The organism is Halobellus sp. GM3, from assembly GCF_052545375.1.
This window is the reverse complement of sequence record NZ_JBQWLT010000007.1, coordinates 44,052-60,495: the sequence shown is the minus strand read 5'-3', so window position 1 is coordinate 60,495 and position 16,444 is coordinate 44,052. Positions and strand designations below refer to the sequence as shown.

Here is a 16,444-nt window from a genome sequence, read left to right as displayed (position 1 = left end):
AGCGGTGCTGCTAATGGCCCCAGTTAATGCCACCATTAGCACCAACAATATCACTGCGATCCGATTCATTTTCATAAATATTGAAGGAAAGTAGTTACTTCAGCTAGGGACTACGGCTACTCGGATCGTATCCGGTCTTCACGATCTGTCGAGTGTATTCAGATCCAGACGGATCTTCAACGTACACCCAGTACGTCCCGTATTCTCCATTTCCGCTGCTACCGGCGTTAATAGCATCGGTCAAGGAGGTAGTACTATCGCTGCTCTCTCCTGCATCAAGCAGGACGTTCATTCCGCCGTCCATAACGAACTTGTTAGCGCTACCATCTTTGGCGATGTCCTTCACTGACAGAAGGTCATCAGCAAGGTTGTAGTTGTTATTAGTAGCGATATCGTAGTTCGTTCCGACAAAGTTCCACCCTTCCTCGAGGGAAGCCTCGCCCGGCTCAGCCGTGTCTTCCGTAGAGAAGTTGAAGCCAATACGGGCATCAGCGGAGCTTCCGGAGACTTGAAGGCCACTATGGAGTTCAGCATCACCGGAGACCGTATCACCAGTGACGACATCGATCTCGTCACTGTCGTAGTTAGTGGCACTCGTGTTCCATGTCGTAACGTGGTTGACGTCCGTCGTGACCACTTCCGCAGGCTGCGGGAGGGAAACACGCTGGAAGCCTTTGTTGAGGTCGTATGCCTCGTGAACGATAGTCAGACTGTCAGTAGCGACAGAACTCGCATCGTTGTTATCCACGTTGAGTGTGGTCGGACCAGTCTCGACTGTGTCTGACAGGTCACTGTCTGGATCCAGAGGGCTCGTGCTCGCATCGGTACCTAGCTTGATCGTCCGAAGTGCCTGATCCGGAGCGCTAGTCGTAGCCGTAAGGGAACCACTACTAATCGTTTGCGAGTAGACCTCAGTACCACTATCGGTGGTGATGTTTACAGTGGTGTCCTGCGCATTCGCTTGGTAACCTGCCGCGTTACCGTACTCGTCTTCGAGTGTGAGGGTAACTTCAGCGTTTCCACCTTGGTCATCGACAGCACCGACGACTTCTTCCTTCATATCTGCGTTCAGCTCGCTGATTCCCAGCGGGTTCACATCGAAGGTCGAAGTCGTATCAGTGGACGTTCCACCATCGGTGTCGACTTCAGCTTCAAGACCGAACGTACCAGCAGTAGTCGAGTTGAAGTCGACGGACGGACTGCCGGATTCGACCGTCACCGTCACATCCTGCTGAGAGCCAGACGCGTTGAGCTGACCTTCGTTTGCAATTTCGACCTTGAGGTCGCTCGACGACGCGATATCTGCACCGCTCTGCAGGGTCTCGGTGTCGAGACGAAGGTCAACTTGGAAGGAACTCACGTTGTTGACCGGGCCATTGGTCCCATCGTCCTGTAGAGTCAGGTCGATGGTGTTGGCTGTGCCAGCATCCACATTCCCTCCTGAGGTCTCACTAACGGTCACACTTGCGGGATACACCGTGAACGTCTCGCTATCGACGTCGTTCGCGAGCTTACCACTGTCCTGCTGGACCTCAAGCGTGAACGTTCCGACGCCAGCACCGATATCCGGAGAGCCGCCATCGCTGTCACCGATTGTCGCCGGACTACCCGTTACTCCAGTCAGAGTCTTCGTCGCCGGAGCGTTGTAATTGTCACCGTCGGGCGTCTTCAGAGTGAAGGTCAGGTCGGTATCACTCGAGGAATACCGACTAGTTCCGTCGACTTGGTTATCGTGAGCGTCTTTGATCGTTACAGTCGGTGAGACGAAGTCAGTCTTACCGTTGTCAAATGTGGTATCACTGACGGTCAGATCCAGCGTATCCGCGGCACCGGGACTAACGGTGACAGACGGAGCGGCCGAACTCGAGGTAACTGGTTCAGTCACAGTTAACGTGTAGTCGGCCGCATCGGTCGAACTGAAAGTGAACGCGCTGGAATCAGCGTCGTTGAGGTTGTCAGTGATTACGATATTCTGAGCGGTCGAACCGTCCACCGTAATGGACGTAATCGCATCACCATTTGTATCGGCGATGGAAGGACCAGTGAGCGTTCCGTTCGCAGTACTGCCCTGGTAGTTACCGGACGTCACTGCTGCCGTTAGTGACAGTTCGAGCTCTGCCACTTCGAGGTTGGTTCCTGCACCATCCGTGATATTCACATCAAGGGCAGTTTCGTTTGGATTAGTCGGTCGGTCGTCAGCATCGTACGTACTGTTTTCGAAGGATGCTGCAACGGCGCCGGGTTTGATGTCCATAGATTGTGCACTGGACGCGCTAATAGCCCCGTCACCGTCACTAGCTTGCACTTCGAAGTTGCCAACGTACGCCGTACCATCAGGTGCGGTATTGATATCCCCTGCACCGCTACCGATAGCGACATCCCATTGGGCAGTGCCTGAGGCACCTGAACCTAATGCGAGGGTTCCTGAGGTATTGAAGTCCTCAACATCGTTAGGAACACTCGTCAGATTCACGTTGACGTTGCTTATGTCAGAGTAGGTGCTCTGTGCATTCGCGAGGTCTGAGACTCCCGCAATATTTTCAGGTTCGATTACAGCTCCGAACTGATCCACCGCTTTGACGGTGACCGTAGCCGTCCCATCGTGGGCGATATCAGCAACACCAGTGACTTGGAGTTTGTCCGGTGAAGGACCGGGTTCAATCTCGAGATTCACGAGGTTTGTTCCAGCGAGGTTATTTGCGGAACCTCCAACAGTATCTGCGGTAATTCCGATGATTCCCGTACCTGTGAAAGTACTCGCACCCGCATTTTCAGCGGCTTGGCTGTTAATGGTGTACGTGGTAGTTAGGTCGAAGGAGTCATCGCTGACGTCGGTTCCACCTGAAGTATCAACAGAGGTGATTTCGACGATAACAGTGTCCTGCGTCCCAGTAAACACGTTGCCATCACGGACACTTTTCACTTCAACACCGGTGACCTCACCCGCTGTGCCATCTGGATCCACACTGTCAACCGATGCAGAGTCAATTTCAACGTCACCTTCTTCTAAATTCCCAGATGTCAGCTGAACAGTGATTGTGTCACCAACACTTGGATTGTCATCACTAGGAGATTGGAAACTGATTGTTGAAGTCGCAGTTACCTGCTCCCCGCCATCACCGACATTATCTGCGTTAACGATCGTATCTGCGGCTGAGGTCGCACTTGCTGCTGCCGCCGGCGTTGCAAACACCGACAGCACCATCACCGCGGCTAACGCCACGGCGAGTACTGTTCCGTACCTTGTCCGTCTATTGTGTCCTGTCATAGTTTCCTTGTAACCATATTTCGGTTACACGAGCAGTACCGACCAGTGATACACCGCCTGCCGATAGCCACCGGTAGCTGATACTGCTCGCACATACCGTCGGTATATAGCATCGAACTTAAAGTTATCCTCTCTAACAGATTCGTCCCATAAATACAACTGAAAGTAATATATTTCAGATTCTAAAGTGTGGAATTTTCACGCGGTCTGATGATTTTCCCCAAGGTAGTCGCCCACGGTGGCGTTTTTCGCCCGCGAGCACCCACCCATTACTCTCCCCCGCGCTCGCCCGCACTGCCGACGACTGCCTCTTCCACCACCGCCTCGAAGTCAGCCTCCGGATCGCGCCGCGCCTCCCGATGCTCCAGCGCGACCCGCCCCTTCTCGGTAATCTCGTACAGCCCGCTGTTCTCCGCGGGGCCGACGCGCCGCAGGCACCCGTAGCGCGCGAGCGTGCCCAGGCGCGTGTTCATATACGTGCGGTCCCGATCCAGCGCGACCGCGACGTTCACCGCGTTGTTCCGCCCCTCCGCCGCGAGGTACGACAGAATCTCGAAGTCCGTCGGTTCGACCAAGTCCAATCCCATTGTGAGATACCCGCCGGGCGAGCCGGCGTTGATGATACTAAATCTACATACCGTTGGTATATATTACTTTTTTCTGCGCGGAGAAGCGCATTGGCCCGGTTCCCCCGAAACGATTGCAGAACAATTATACTCGTCGGTGGGTATTGGGAGCCAAGTAATGACAGCCAGCGGTCATAAATCGGTCGACGACCGCGCCGTCCTGCGGTCCCTCCGGGAGCCCGTGGTCGCGCTCGACCCCGACGGCTCGGTCGCGTTCGCGAACCGTCGGTTTCTCGACGTCACCCGGTCCGAGCGCGCGGACGTCCTCGGATCCGACCGCGAGCGCCTCGCCGAATACGTCGAATCGAGCGACGGCGACCTCCGCGCCGCGATCGACGCCGTCGCCGACGGCCGCTCCGAGGAGGAGCGCTGCGACTGTGTGATCCGACACCCGGAGTCGGCGCCCGTCCCCCGCCGGCTCCCGGCCGAGGTCCGGATCACGCCGCTCGACTCCGAGGGCGAAGGGGACGCGCACGCGAATGGCGGCGTCGTGCTCGTCCTCCGGGACGTCAGCGAGCGGGCGCGCTACGAGCGGACGCTCGAACGGCGGAACGCCCGCCTCGACGAGTTCGCGGGGGTCATCAGCCACGACCTCCGAAACCCGCTGAACGTTGCGACCGGCCGCCTCGAACTGCTCGCCGACCGTGTGGAGAGCGAGCACCTCGCGGCCGCGCGCGCCGCCCTCGACCGAATGGACGAGCTCATCGAGGACCTACTGGCGCTGGCCCGCCACGGCGAGGACGTCGGCGAGACGAGCGCGGTCGATCTGGGGCGCGCGGCGTCGCGGTGCTGGCGGACGATCGAGACCGGGGACGCGCGCTTGGTCGTCGACGCCGCCGATGCCCGGATCCGCGCCGACGAGAGCCGACTGCGTCAGCTCCTCTCGAATCTCCTGCAGAACGCGGTGACACACGGCGGCCCCGACGTCACCGTGACCGTCGGCGCGACCGACGAGGGGTTCTACGTCGCCGACGACGGCGCGGGACTCCCCGCGGGCGAGCGCGAGCGCATTCTCGAACCGGGGTACACGCTCGCCGAGGACGGGACGGGCCTCGGCCTGAACATCGTCCGGACCGTCGCGGAGGCGCACGGCTGGGACCTCCGCGTCGCCGATAGCGCCGACGGCGGGGCCCGGTTCGAGCTCGGGAACGTCGATCGACTCGGGCCCTGACGCTGGCGACTGCCCGCGTTCGGATGATCGCGGTTCTACGGGCGAGCCACCGATACCGCGTCTGTGACGGATCGCTCGCCCGATCGCACGCCGTCGTTCGGTCGAGTCGAGAGACGGGCGCCGACGGACGCGGGGGGTCGCGGTTCCGGTTCGGGACGGTCGGCCGAAAAAGCGCTGGCTGGTGGTCGCGCCGCGTTACTCGTCGTCGTCGCTCGCGTCGAGTTCGGCGGCGACGAACTCGTCGAAGTCGACGTCGTCGCGCTCGTAGGCCTCGCGGTTCGCCGCGACGACTCGCCCCTTCTCGGTGATCTCGTACAGCCCGCTGTTCGGCGCCGGGCCGACGCGTTCGAGGAGGTCGTAATCCGCCAGCACGGGTAATCGCGTGTTGATGTACGAGCGGTTCTTGTTGAGGACGTACGAGAGGTTGACCGCCGTGTTTCGCCGCCCGTCCGAGAGGGCGTCGAGGATATCGAAATCCGTTGGAACCGCCAGCTTCATACCTCGGTGTGAGACCGAGGGACCAAATATGCTCCTATGTAGCGATGGTACATTTCTCCCGACGCTCGGAGCACTGTGGGCCGACGGTCCCGCGCGCGACCCGGCTACCGCTCCTCGAGCAGTTCCCGAGCGAACCGCAGGTCCTCGATGATCCGCTCGTGGCGAGTGACCGCGCGTTCGAGATACTGGGCCGTGGATTCGGTTTCCGCGTTCCCGTCCTGTTCGTAGTACGCCTGAAGGAGGTGTGATTCGAGCGCCCGCGACGTCGCCTCGTTGGCGGCGAGAAGCGACTGAACGATCGTCCAATCGACCGCCTGCTGATCGGGGAGCTCGTTGAGGGGGTGACCAGCCTCCTCCTGTTGCTTCGACATCAACTATGTATGAGGCGAACAGCTACTTAAAACTTCTATTTGATTGATAATTCATCCGGGGAGTCAGGTAGGGGCTGCCTACCGCCGGCGTCACCGCTCCTCGACGTGCCGCATCTGCACCGCCTCGCCGCGCGTCGACTCGACCATCTCGGACCCGAACATCTGCGCGCGCCCCACGCCGAAGGCCTTCGGGCCCTCGACGACGACCTCATCGCCCACGCGGATGTCATCGTCGGCGTCGACGACGCCCGGCGCGAGCACGCTCCCGTGGGGGACGAACCCGTCGATCTCGACGCGCTTCGTCGGCGCGTCCGACTCCTCCCAGACGCGCGCGCCGGCGAGCGTGAAGGCGAGCACGCCGTACTGCGGGACCATCGCCGCGAGCTGCTCGCCGTCGTCGTCCCGCACCTGGAGCTTGGGGTAGCGACTCGTCGTCTGCAGGTCGACGTCCGCGAAGAGCGCGTCGCCCGCGTCGGGGCCGAACTGGTAGTCCGCGAGCGCCTTCACCGTGTTGTGCTGTCGCTCCCGCTTGCCGTACTTCAGCTCGCCGTCGAGCGTCGACATCAGGTTCGCGATCGACTCCGTCGTCGTCGGGTGGTCGTCGACGGTGTACTCGAAGTCGACGTCGACGTCGCCCGCGACGCGATCGCAGATGTCGCGATAGCCCCCCTCGGGCACGTGCGCGATGACGCGCGAGTACTCGTTGCGTTCGAGATAGAGCCGGAGCACGCTCGCGACGAACGATTTCTCGTCCTCGGACCACCGCCCCGTCACGACCGTGTCGTAGTGCTGCGCCGGGTAGGTGAGTTCGAGCTCCATCGGCACGACGCCGATCGGGGAGGTCATCGAGGCCAGATGCCCCCGATACTGGACGGCGTCGTGGAACTGCGCGTGGCTCTGGGACTCGCTGTACGGCTTCGTCGCCGAGCAGGGCACGAGCACGAGCGGGTTCGAAAAGCGGTTGCGGTAGCGACTCGTCACCCGGTCGGCGAAGCGCTGGATCTCGACGCGACGGAGGGAGTCCGACGACGACGCCGCGAGCTCGCTGTCGCGAATGACCGGGGTCCGCTCCTCCAAGTACCCGTACTGCGCGTCGAACTCGCGGAACGCGGCCGTGAGCCACTGGTCGTGTCGGGCCTGCCCCTCGATGTAATCGCGCAGGCGGCCGTCGCGGATCCGCCGACGGACCGTCGCGAGCTCGGCTTCGAGCGCGAACTCGTTGTGATCGGCGCAGTCCTCGCGGTCGAACAGCGCCGACGCCGCGATTCCGCGCGCTTCGGCCTCCTCGGCGTCGACGTCGACGCGCTTGCCCCGACACGCCGGGCACGCACAGGGCAGCTCGTCGAGGTCCTCGAGGAAGTACTCGTCCTCGGCGGTGAGATAAAAGCCCTGCAGGCCGCGAACGCGGGCCCGCTTCGCGTCGAAGAGGTCGACGCCGGCGTAGGCGAGCGTGGCCGCGTTGCGCGGCGTGGCCACGCCCGAGAGATACAGCGCGGTGTCGGCGGGGAGGGCCTCCCGCGCCGCGATGATCTCGTCGCGGAACGCCGACGCGTGGCCGACGAACCCCGGCGCGTTCGAGAGGATGTAGGCGTCCGATCCGTAGTCGGCCGCGGTCTCGGCCGTCACGACCGCGGCGCTCGGGAAGTCGACGTCGGGGTAGTCGACCGCGAAGGTCTCTTGGACGCGCTCGTCGGCGCCGGCCGGGAACGAGCGGTGCGGCAGGATCGTCAGCATCTCCCGGTAGCCGTGGGGCATCTCGCGCTCGCCCGTCCAGAGGCTCCCCGCGTCGTCGACGCTCCCGTCGACGAGCGCGGGCGTCGTCAGGGGGTCCGTGAGCCTGAGCTCCCCGAGGCGCGCGGCCCCGTCGCGCCCGTGGATCTCGAAGTAGTCGGTCATACACCCCTATGCACCGTCGACCGTGAATTATCTGTCTGTTCGATAGCGTTCGTCGACCCGATTACGCCGGCCCTCCATCGCCGGCGCCGCGTCGATCGCCCCCGAGCGGTTCCAGTTCGACGCGGTCGGGCACCCGCGCCAGCGCCGATTCGGGCCACTCCTCGTGTGCGAGCACGAACGACGAGCCGGGGTTCGCCGAGACGAGCCGTGCGACGCCCTCGGCGGCCGCCTCGCAGGCGGCGCGATCGGTCCGCTCCGGGACCTCCGCGGTGAGCGGGTACGTCCCCGAGAGCGCCCGCGGGAACGGGCCGAACGGCGGCACCACGCGCCAGGCGGCGTCGTACTCGTCGCCGGAGGGCTTGCCGCCCTGCGTGAGCAGCACCCGCGCGCCGGCGTCGAGCCGCGCGAGCCGTTCGTGGTGCCGTCCGACTTCCGGGCGCCGCGCCGACTCCGCGGAGAGATAGAAGAACGAGCCCTTCGAGACCGGGTCCTCGCGTTCGAGCTGATCCGCGTGGTCCAAGAGCGCGCGGTAGCCGTCGAGCATCGCCGGGTGCGCTCGCGCGCGCGATTCGACCAGTTCGAGGAGGTTCCCGGATCGGATCGCCTGTTTGACCCGCCGGATCTCCGCGAACGAGACGTGGAGGTTGTGCTCGGCGAGCAACCGTTCGCGCTCGGCGTCGTCGCGCTCTTGGAGGCTCTCGGGGTCGTGCGCCGAACAGACCGCACACGAGCAGGGGAAGTACGCGAGATCCGCGAGATGCTCGGTCCCGCGAACCGTCATATACCGGTCGTCGCGGGCGTAGATGGCGTAGGCGGCCGAATCGAAGAGGTCGCAGCCGGCCGCGACCGCCAGCGCGAACATCATCGGGTGGCCCGCGCCGAAGAGGTGGACGGGGGCGTCGCGGCCGAGCCCGCGCTTGGCGGCCGCGACGGCGTCGATCATCTCGGCGTAGCGGTAGCTGTTCATCAGCGGGACGACCGCGCCGACGGGGAACACGTCGAGGTCGGTCGCGTACGCGTGCCGGCCGGCGGCCTCGCGGAGCTCCGGGTACGTTGACCCCTGCACGGGCGCGTTCACGAGCATCTCGCCGGTGTCGACGCCCTCGGCGTCCGAGAGCGCCTCCTTGGTCCGTTCGAGCTCGCGCCCGGCCCGCGCTCTTGTCACGTCCGGCGGCGTCGGAATGTCGACGGGCGTCCCGACGTCCGAGCCGATGTCGCGCTGGAACCCGAGGATCTCGCGGGTCGTCACCTCGATGTCGCCGTACTCCGCGAGCTGGAAGGATCCCGAGTCGGTGACGATCGCCCCGTCGAAGTCCAGCATCTCGTGGAGGCCGACGTCGAGCGCCTTCTGGCGGAGGTCCTCGCTCGTGTGGATGATGTAGGAGTTCGTGATGAGGATCTCCGCGCCGAAGTCCGACTCGAGGCGCGAGGGGGAAACCGTCCGGATGTTGGGGTTGATCACCGGCATCAGCGTCGGCGTCTCGACTGTCACCCCCGCGCGGGGGACCGAAAGCTCGCCGATCCGCCCGGCGGCGTCCCCGTCGCGGAGCTCGAAGTGATCGCGCATACCGGATTTCTGGGCGGGCGGCCGGTAAGTATCGTCGCTTTTGCGCCGGTGGACGGCGAACGGCGGCTCACGGACTACTCGAGTCGATCGAGCACGAACCCGGTCGCGGCGGGAACAGCGCGAGCGTAGAGTTCGATCCAAGCCAGTTCGCCTTGGACCCGCGTCGCGTCCGCGTACCGCTCCTCGATCCGAGTGGGGACGTACGCGAGAGATTCGAGCGCGGGACGAGCGAGTTGCGTCGCGAGCCGCCGGTCCGGGCGCTCTTCGCCGCCTTCGCTCCCACTGTCTCCGCTCCCGCTATCTCCGCTCTCTTCGACCGCGGCGATCGCCTCGCGCGCACGCGCCGCAGCCCGGCTTACCGAGTCGACGGTCACCGCGCTCTGATAGGCGCCGTCGCGGATCCCGTCGATCGCCGCCCGAAGGGCCTCGACGGCGGCCAGCGCCCGACCGGCTTCGATCACTGCGGTCGCGTATTCGCCGTCGTCGACGTGGTCTTCGTGCGTTTGGACCGTCCCCTCGACCCGTCTGCTGGCGCCCGTAAACAGCCAGTAGCCCGCCGTGTCCTCGAGGTCGGCGACGAAGGGCGGTTCGTCGACGTCGAGGAAGTCCCGGACGGTGGAGCGAGTGCGGGAGACCGCGATTCGCAGCCGGTCCGTCGCGTCGATCAGCGCGGCCCACTGCGGGGTCGGATCGTCGCGCGCTGTCAGGTGCGCCTCTCGCAGCCCCCGGGCGTCGCCGAGCGCCGCGCGGGCGAGTTCGACGCGTCCGACGGCCTCGCCAGCTTGGAACGGCCGGGAGAGCGGATCGGTCGGATACGCCGGGTTCGGTCGGACGCGGCGGCGACAGTCCGCCACCAGTCTCTCGATCGGCGCGCTGGCGAGCACCGCATCCAGCGGCGACGCCGCGCGGTACTCGTGGCCGGCGACGAACGCTCCGAGTTCCTCGCGCACCGCCGCCGACCGCGCGGGGACCGCGTCCGCGTCGCTCTCGCCCGTCGCCGCGCGGTAGGTGCCCCGGACGGTCGCGGCCGAGCCCACGCGGCCGCGCCACTCGCCGAGTCCCTCGGTCGGCCATGGCTCCTCGACGGCTTCCGCGAGTCGGTTCGACACGCGCTCGCGGTCCGACCGGATTTCCGCGGCGATCGAGCGGTTGGGAACCGACGGGTCGGACGGGACCGTCGCGAGCAACTCGCGGGCGCGCTCCCGGTGGCCCTCGGCGAGCGTCGGGGGAACGGCGACCGGGAACGGCGACGGCGGCCACGCGACCGGCTCCACGGCGTCGGCCGACAGCGACACGTCGTCGCGCTCGTCGTCCCGCCCGTCCCAGAACGGCACGGACGAACATCCCGCCAAGCCGGCGACGCCGACTGTCCCCAGCGCGGCGAGCACCGTCCGACGGGACTGCATCGCCCGACCGGACGGCGGTTCCCGATTCCCCGTCATTTCTCGGCACCTCCGCTCGCGGGAGTCACCGTCGCGTCGAAGGACTCCCCCCGGTGCGACGGCCGACAGGTACTCGACATCCCGCTTCCGCTTCCCGAGGACTGCTCGGCCGCGACGGGCAGCCGTATCGCGAATCCGACGGTGTGAATCTCGTTGACGCCGCACTCGACGTCGGCGGGCCGGTAGGTCCGACAGAAGTCGGCGTGCGGGTGCAGGTCGCCGGCTTCGAGCTCGTCCCGCTCGACGCTCGCCGACTGGAGACGGATCTCATAGCAGGCCTCGACGGGCATCGCGTGGAGGTACAGCGACGACGAGGCGAAGTCCGTGTCCGCGGCGAACGACCGGAGCCGCTCCGCTTCGGGGACGTCACCGAACGTGAGGTCGGCGAGTCCGTCTTCGGAGACGACGACGCTCCGCCCGGAGCGCACGTACCGGCTCCGCTCGTCGTCGGTCGCTGTCGGCAGTTCCTCGCGTTGGGTGAACAGGACGGCGCCGTCCTCGTTGCGGACGCGGCGCGACTCGTAGTTTTCGAGCGGTCGCTCGCGGCTTCGACGGTCGATCGTCGGTCGATCGCGTCCGCCGGAACAGCCGGCGAGTGCGGCGACCCCCGAGGCGACCGCGAGGAGGGCTCGGCGGCGGGTCAAGGAGGGCATCGCCCCTTCCTTCGCCGAGCGGTCTCAAACGTCTTGTGGACGCCTCCGTCTCGGGGAAACGGAGGAGAACGCGTACGACATCCGAGGGAGAACCCGTACGACATCCGGGGAGAGAACCGCGCTCGTTTTGGTCGTCTGGAGAGTCGCCCGGCCGCGACCGCCGCATACTTGTGCCCGGACGAGCAACGGAATCGTCGTATGCGACACCTCGGACTGAACGCGCGGATGGCGATCGTCGGATCGATCCTGTTCGCGTTCTACGCCGTCGCGGCCGTGATCGTGATGGGGGTCTTCGGCTGGCCGCTCCCGCTCGTGCTCGTCGGGAGCGTCGCCTTCGTCGGCGTCCAGTACAAACTCGGCAAGTGGATGGCGCTCCGGAGCGTCGGCGCGGAGGACCTCCCCGAAGAGCGCGCCCCCGACATCCACCGCCGCGTCGAGTCGCTCTCGCGGTCCATGGGGATCGAAAAGCCCCGGCTGATGATCGCGCGGATGGGCGCCCCCAACGCCTTCGCGGTCGGCCGGAAGGGCGCCGGGACGGTCGTCGTCAGCGAGGAGCTCCTCGCGCGGCTGAACCCCGACGAGGTCGAGGGCGTCCTCGCGCACGAACTCGCGCACATCCGCAACCGCGACGTGGTGATGATGGTGCTCGGACAGGGCGTCGCCTCCATCGTCGCCATCGTCGCCCAGTGGACCGTCCTCCTGACCGGCGACAACGACATCGCGGACTTCTTCCTCGCCATCGTCGTCGGCCAGATCACCCAGATGCTGGTGATGCTGTTCGTCTTCGCCATCTCGCGGTACCGCGAGTACGTCGCCGACGGCGACGCCGCCGACGCCATCGGCGGGGGAGAGCCGCTGGCGCGGGCCCTCGAGAAGATCAGTCAGGGCAACGATCGGAATCGCGAGTCCGCGGTCGATGAACAGGTGAACGCGCTCTGCATCTTCGGCGAGAAGCGCGGTCTCGCTCGGCTGTTCGCGACGCACCCGCCGATCGAAAAGCGGATCGCGCGACTCCGCGGCTGATGGTCGACGCTCGGACCCTCGCGGCCGCCGTGCTTGGCGTCGCGCTGGGCCTCGTGTTCGTGGTCGCGCCGGAGACGGTTCTGCAGGTCCACACCGCCGGTCGACTCCCGCGGGACCGCCACGGGCGATACGGCGATGACGGGACGGGACACCGCGGGGCGAGTCGCGACGGAGCGCCCCACGGCGGAACGGACGGCGGCGACGCTCCGGCGGCGGTCTCGCAGTGGCGACGGCTCGTCCAGCTCGTCGGCGTCGCGCTCGTTCTCGGCGGGCTGTACTTCGCGTGGACGCTCGTTTGACGCGATCGGCGGCACGGTACCGACGTCCGCTACAGCGGGATCGACGACAGCACCCACTGCGGCAGCTCCTCCATCCCGGCGAACCGGATGGTGAGATACAGGAGCGAGAACAGCGTCGCGTTGTACGCGCCGTGGATCAGCGCCGGCACGACCAGATTGTCGGTGAGTTCGTACACCGTCCCGAACACGAGCGTCGGCAGCACGAGCACCGAGATACTGACGAGCCGCGCCTCCGGCGCCCCCGACAGCGAGAAGTAGTGAATCGACGCGAAGATGAGGCTCGCGAGGACGATCGCGAGCGGGGCGGGCAGCGCCTCCCCGAGGCGGTTCTGGACGACGCCGCGGTACAGGAGCTCCTCGCCCGGACCGATCAGGAGGAACGACGCGGGCACGAGCAACAGCAGGATCTCGGGGTTTTCCATCCCAACCTCCGCGACGGAGTTCGGCGCGGCCTCCGTCCCGGTCGAAGACAGCACCACCGAGGCGACGAGGAGCAACGCGAACGAGGCGACGTAGCCCGCCACGACGAACGCGACGTCGCGCAGCGAGGGGACGGCGAGGCCGACGTACTCGATCCCGCGGCCGCGGTAGCGGAGGTAGCCGAAGGCGACGCCGCCGAAGCCGATCCCGGTCGCGAGCGCCAGCGAGAGCACGATACTCAAAAGCGGCGTCACCGCGACGCCCGAGCGGCCGAGGGCGACGGCGGCGGCGATGACGAGGATCGCACCGGCCGCGATACCGCCGACCGAGAGGGCGATCGCGACGGCGAGCGCGCGGACGACGGCGGCGGCGGACGGCGGCGACACGGCGTCGTCCGCGCCGCCGGCGGAGGTCAGTTCGGAGGACACGGGCGAGCTACGTTCCGGCGCGTCAAAATCCTTCGTCTCCTCCGGGCCCGCCCGCACCCACGCCGTCCGGGCCCCTGGCGATTACCGCCACCGCTCGGCGAGTTCGTAGCGGGAGACTCCGAGGACCGTTCGACCGTCCCGGATCTCGCCGTCGACGACGGCGCCCAACAGGTCGTCGTAGTCGCTGACGACGACGCGGATGCTCTCGTTGAAATCGAGGTCCTGCTCGGCCGTCGGCTCGCAGTCGCGCGCGAGGAAGTAGTGGTGGACGCTGTTCAACAGCCCGTTGGACGGCTCGACCGCGAACAGGTGCCGGAGCGATCCGGCCTCGTATCCGGTCTCCTCGGCGAGTTCCCGGCGGGCGACTGCGACGAGATCGTCGTCGTCGGGCTCGGCGCTGCCGGCCGGCAGCCCGCGGGTGACGCGATCGACCGCCTGCCGCCACTCCTCGATGACGACGACGTCGCCGTCGGGCGTGAACGGGAGGATCACGACCGCTTCGGGCTCGTCCACGTAGTGGAGGTCGGTCTCGGTGCCGTCGGGGAGGACAACGTCGTCGCGGCGGACGTCGAAGCCGGGACAGGTGTAGTCGATCTCGCTCCCGGTCGTGCGCCACGCCAGTTCGTCGTCGGTCGGGGCGCCGCCGACGGTCGAGCCGTCGCTGTCGGAGCCCGAGTCGTCGCCGACAGTCGAGTCGTCGCTGTCAGATCCCGAGTCGGTCTCGAGCGCGTCGGCTGCCCGCTCGTCGCGGTCGGTCATACCCACATCTCCACTCGTAACGATAAGAAATCGTGGGATCGAGCGGCCTCGGGACGGCTCACCCGCGGAGCCGATCGCGGCCGACGAGCCCCACACCGAGGAGAACGCACACGAGCGAGACGAGCGTGACGGCGACGTGCGCCTCCGTGAACCAAAACGGCGTCTGCAGGCCGGTCTGAAAGATCATAAGCAGGAACGACAGTACCGGAACGCTCTGTTCGTCCCCGATCGAGGTCGTGTCGTCGGTCTCGTCAGCGTAGGAGACGCCGCCGACGGTCTCGCCGGCGGGCAGTCGCTCGGCCTCGTACGGGACCCGCGGCGTCCCGTAGCTCCAGACGGTCTCGCCCGAGCGGTTCACCTCGACGATCCGCTGATTCAGCGAGTCGGTGATGAGCGTGTTTCCGTTCGGGAGTCGGTCGGCGTCGCGCGGCCAGTTGAAGTTGACGCCCTCGGCGGCGTAGATCTCCCAGGCGACCTCCCAGTCGCCGCTCTCGGTCCGCTCCAGTTCGACGATCCGGTCGTTGTGGCTGTCGGCGACCAGCACGTTTCCGTCGCCGAGCCACTGGGGGTTGTGCTGCTGTCTGAGGAGCGTCGGGTCCCCCTCGGTGCTCCCGGTGCCGCCGTCGCCTTCGTTTATCACTTCGACGACGCCCTCGCCGCGCTCGACGATCACGAGCTGGTGGGCGTTGCGGACGGAGACGAGGTAGCGGTCCTCGCCGACGACGTCGACGTCGTTGATGTGCAGCCAGTCGGTCCGAGTCGGGTCATCGGGGGCGTCGTAGTAGGAGCTGGCGTTCCACTGCCACGTGATCTCGCCGTTTTTCACCGTGAAGATCCGTTCGTGCTCCATATCGCTCACGAGGAACTCCCCCGAGTCTAGCAGTTCGACGTCGTGGACCTCGCTGTTGGCCCGGCTCCGGACGGGGAAGGAGTACTCGTATTCGATCTCGGGATCGGCGACGCTGTCGTCGTTCGGGTCTATGATCCGGAAGCCGGTGTGCGTACACGGTGACTCGTACGGGGCGCAGTCCTCGTAGCCGCTGTCCATGAAGCCGGCCATCACGCTGCCGTTGCCCAGCATCGTGACGTCGAAGTAGCTGTCAGTATCCCCCGTCCGCCAAGCGGTCTCGCGGCCGTCGAGCAGGTAGACCGAGCCGTGCTCGTGGAGGCCCGGACCGCCGCCCTGGGAGCCGACGAGCGTCTGTCTCGACTCTCCGTCGTCGGCCGCGCCGACGTCGGGCGCGAGCGCGGCGCCGAGGGCGAGCGAGGTGACGAACAGGAGGACGCCGAAGACCGCGAGCGCGGCGCCCGCCCGCTGTCCGGTGGGGACGCCGCCGCGATCTGGGGGGACCGTGGGTGACATCGGGTACGTGACGCGTCGGCGAGTACCGAGAAAAGCGGTTCGGTGTCGCGTCTCTGGTGGCCGAAGCTACGCCTTCAGATCGCTCAGCTCCCTCCCCTTTCGGGTCTGCATCGGCATCGTCTCGGCTCTCCAGACTCACTCGCGCTCGGCCTTCAGCTCGAGCCGATACCCGAACGGGTCGGTGACGTACACCGCCGGCGCGACGCCGGTCGCCCCCAGCGGATCGAGCCGGCGGTCGACGTCGACGCCGGCGTCGTCCAGTTCCCGTTCGAGCCCGTCGATCGTCTCGTCGACGCGGACGGCGACGTGGTCGTACCCGTCCGTCGCTGTCGTCGAGCCCTCCGGTTGGAGGTGGATCACCGCCCCGGGTGCGAGCCGAACCGAGAAGAACGGCTTCTCGCCGGATTCGTACAGGTCCATCCCGTCGATGCCGAACCCGAGCGCATCGCGGTAGAACGCCAGCGCGTCGCCGACGCCGTCCTCGGGGATGCGGAGTTTGACGTGGTCGATTGCGGTTCCGTTCACGCGCCCGTGTACGGACCGCGAGAGCAAAAGACCGGTGCCCGCGGCCGCGGTAGGGACTCCATACTCGGGATGTCACGTATGCGAAGACATTTTGCTTTCGCGGGTAGGATGGCCCTACAATCGTGTTCGCACGGC

At 66.0% G+C, this 16,444-nt stretch carries 15 protein-coding genes; 3 read left to right on the top strand and 12 right to left on the bottom strand.

Features of this window, described 5'->3' with window-relative positions; genetic code table 11:
• Positions 1 to 103: 103 nt before the first annotated feature.
• Positions 104 to 3,223 carry a beta strand repeat-containing protein gene (locus tag ACT3HL_RS12145; protein WP_445087100.1) on the bottom strand — a complete coding sequence of 1,040 codons (3,120 nt, stop codon included), beginning with the start codon at positions 3,221 to 3,223 and terminating at the stop codon, positions 104 to 106.
• A gap of 314 nt (positions 3,224 to 3,537) precedes the next feature.
• The gene (locus ACT3HL_RS12140; protein WP_445087289.1) at positions 3,538 to 3,849 is read right to left on the bottom strand and encodes an ArsR family transcriptional regulator; all 312 of its coding nucleotides are present in this window, start codon (positions 3,847 to 3,849) and stop codon (positions 3,538 to 3,540) included.
• 163 nt (positions 3,850 to 4,012) lie between these two features.
• On the opposite strand from ACT3HL_RS12140, the gene ACT3HL_RS12135 reads away from it, so the two are divergent.
• Positions 4,013 to 5,065: an ATP-binding protein gene (locus tag ACT3HL_RS12135; RefSeq protein ID WP_445087099.1), complete on the top strand. Its 1,053-nt coding sequence runs from the start codon at positions 4,013 to 4,015 to the stop codon at positions 5,063 to 5,065.
• Between the two features lie 195 nt (positions 5,066 to 5,260).
• Here ACT3HL_RS12135 and ACT3HL_RS12130 read toward each other — a convergent pair whose 3' ends face one another.
• From ACT3HL_RS12130 to ACT3HL_RS12105, 6 genes are all read right to left on the bottom strand, one after another.
• On the bottom strand, positions 5,261 to 5,563 hold the full coding sequence (locus ACT3HL_RS12130; RefSeq protein ID WP_445087098.1) for an ArsR family transcriptional regulator: 303 nt from the start codon (positions 5,561 to 5,563) through the stop codon (positions 5,261 to 5,263).
• A gap of 104 nt (positions 5,564 to 5,667) precedes the next feature.
• A complete protein-coding gene (locus ACT3HL_RS12125) occupies positions 5,668 to 5,934 on the bottom strand; it encodes a hypothetical protein (protein WP_445087097.1) in 267 nt (88 codons plus the stop codon).
• Positions 5,935 to 6,024: 90 nt separating this feature from the next.
• Positions 6,025 to 7,830, bottom strand: a complete 1,806-nt coding sequence (gene arcS / locus ACT3HL_RS12120) for an archaeosine synthase subunit alpha (protein WP_445087096.1) — start codon at positions 7,828 to 7,830, stop codon at positions 6,025 to 6,027.
• Between the two features lie 61 nt (positions 7,831 to 7,891).
• Positions 7,892 to 9,397, bottom strand: a complete 1,506-nt coding sequence (tgtA, locus tag ACT3HL_RS12115) for a tRNA guanosine(15) transglycosylase TgtA (RefSeq protein ID WP_445087095.1) — start codon at positions 9,395 to 9,397, stop codon at positions 7,892 to 7,894.
• A gap of 74 nt (positions 9,398 to 9,471) precedes the next feature.
• Positions 9,472 to 10,839, bottom strand: a complete 1,368-nt coding sequence (locus ACT3HL_RS12110) for a hypothetical protein (RefSeq protein ID WP_445087094.1) — start codon at positions 10,837 to 10,839, stop codon at positions 9,472 to 9,474.
• Complete coding sequence (locus tag ACT3HL_RS12105; protein ID WP_445087093.1) at positions 10,836 to 11,492, bottom strand: hypothetical protein; 657 nt, start codon at positions 11,490 to 11,492, stop codon at positions 10,836 to 10,838. The genes ACT3HL_RS12110 and ACT3HL_RS12105 overlap by 4 nt, the downstream gene beginning before the upstream one ends.
• Positions 11,493 to 11,690: 198 nt before the next feature.
• On the opposite strand from ACT3HL_RS12105, the gene ACT3HL_RS12100 reads away from it, so the two are divergent.
• Both ACT3HL_RS12100 and ACT3HL_RS12095 read left to right on the top strand, forming a co-directional pair.
• Positions 11,691 to 12,515: a M48 family metalloprotease gene (locus ACT3HL_RS12100; RefSeq protein WP_445087092.1), complete on the top strand. Its 825-nt coding sequence runs from the start codon at positions 11,691 to 11,693 to the stop codon at positions 12,513 to 12,515.
• Positions 12,515 to 12,814 carry a hypothetical protein gene (locus ACT3HL_RS12095; protein ID WP_445087091.1) on the top strand — a complete coding sequence of 100 codons (300 nt, stop codon included), beginning with the start codon at positions 12,515 to 12,517 and terminating at the stop codon, positions 12,812 to 12,814. Before ACT3HL_RS12100 ends, ACT3HL_RS12095 begins: the two co-directional genes overlap by 1 nt.
• 29 nt (positions 12,815 to 12,843) lie before the next feature.
• On the opposite strand, the gene ACT3HL_RS12090 is transcribed toward ACT3HL_RS12095, so the two are convergent.
• From ACT3HL_RS12090 to ACT3HL_RS12075, 4 genes are all read right to left on the bottom strand, one after another.
• The gene (locus ACT3HL_RS12090) at positions 12,844 to 13,620 is read right to left on the bottom strand and encodes a CPBP family glutamic-type intramembrane protease (RefSeq protein ID WP_445087288.1); all 777 of its coding nucleotides are present in this window, start codon (positions 13,618 to 13,620) and stop codon (positions 12,844 to 12,846) included.
• Positions 13,621 to 13,743: 123 nt separating this feature from the next.
• Positions 13,744 to 14,421: an NUDIX domain-containing protein gene (locus ACT3HL_RS12085; RefSeq protein WP_445087090.1), complete on the bottom strand. Its 678-nt coding sequence runs from the start codon at positions 14,419 to 14,421 to the stop codon at positions 13,744 to 13,746.
• Between the two features lie 58 nt (positions 14,422 to 14,479).
• On the bottom strand, positions 14,480 to 15,784 hold the full coding sequence (locus ACT3HL_RS12080; RefSeq protein ID WP_445087089.1) for an arylsulfotransferase family protein: 1,305 nt from the start codon (positions 15,782 to 15,784) through the stop codon (positions 14,480 to 14,482).
• A gap of 135 nt (positions 15,785 to 15,919) precedes the next feature.
• Positions 15,920 to 16,309 carry a VOC family protein gene (locus tag ACT3HL_RS12075; RefSeq protein WP_445087088.1) on the bottom strand — a complete coding sequence of 130 codons (390 nt, stop codon included), beginning with the start codon at positions 16,307 to 16,309 and terminating at the stop codon, positions 15,920 to 15,922.
• Between the last annotated feature and the right edge of the window lie 135 nt (positions 16,310 to 16,444).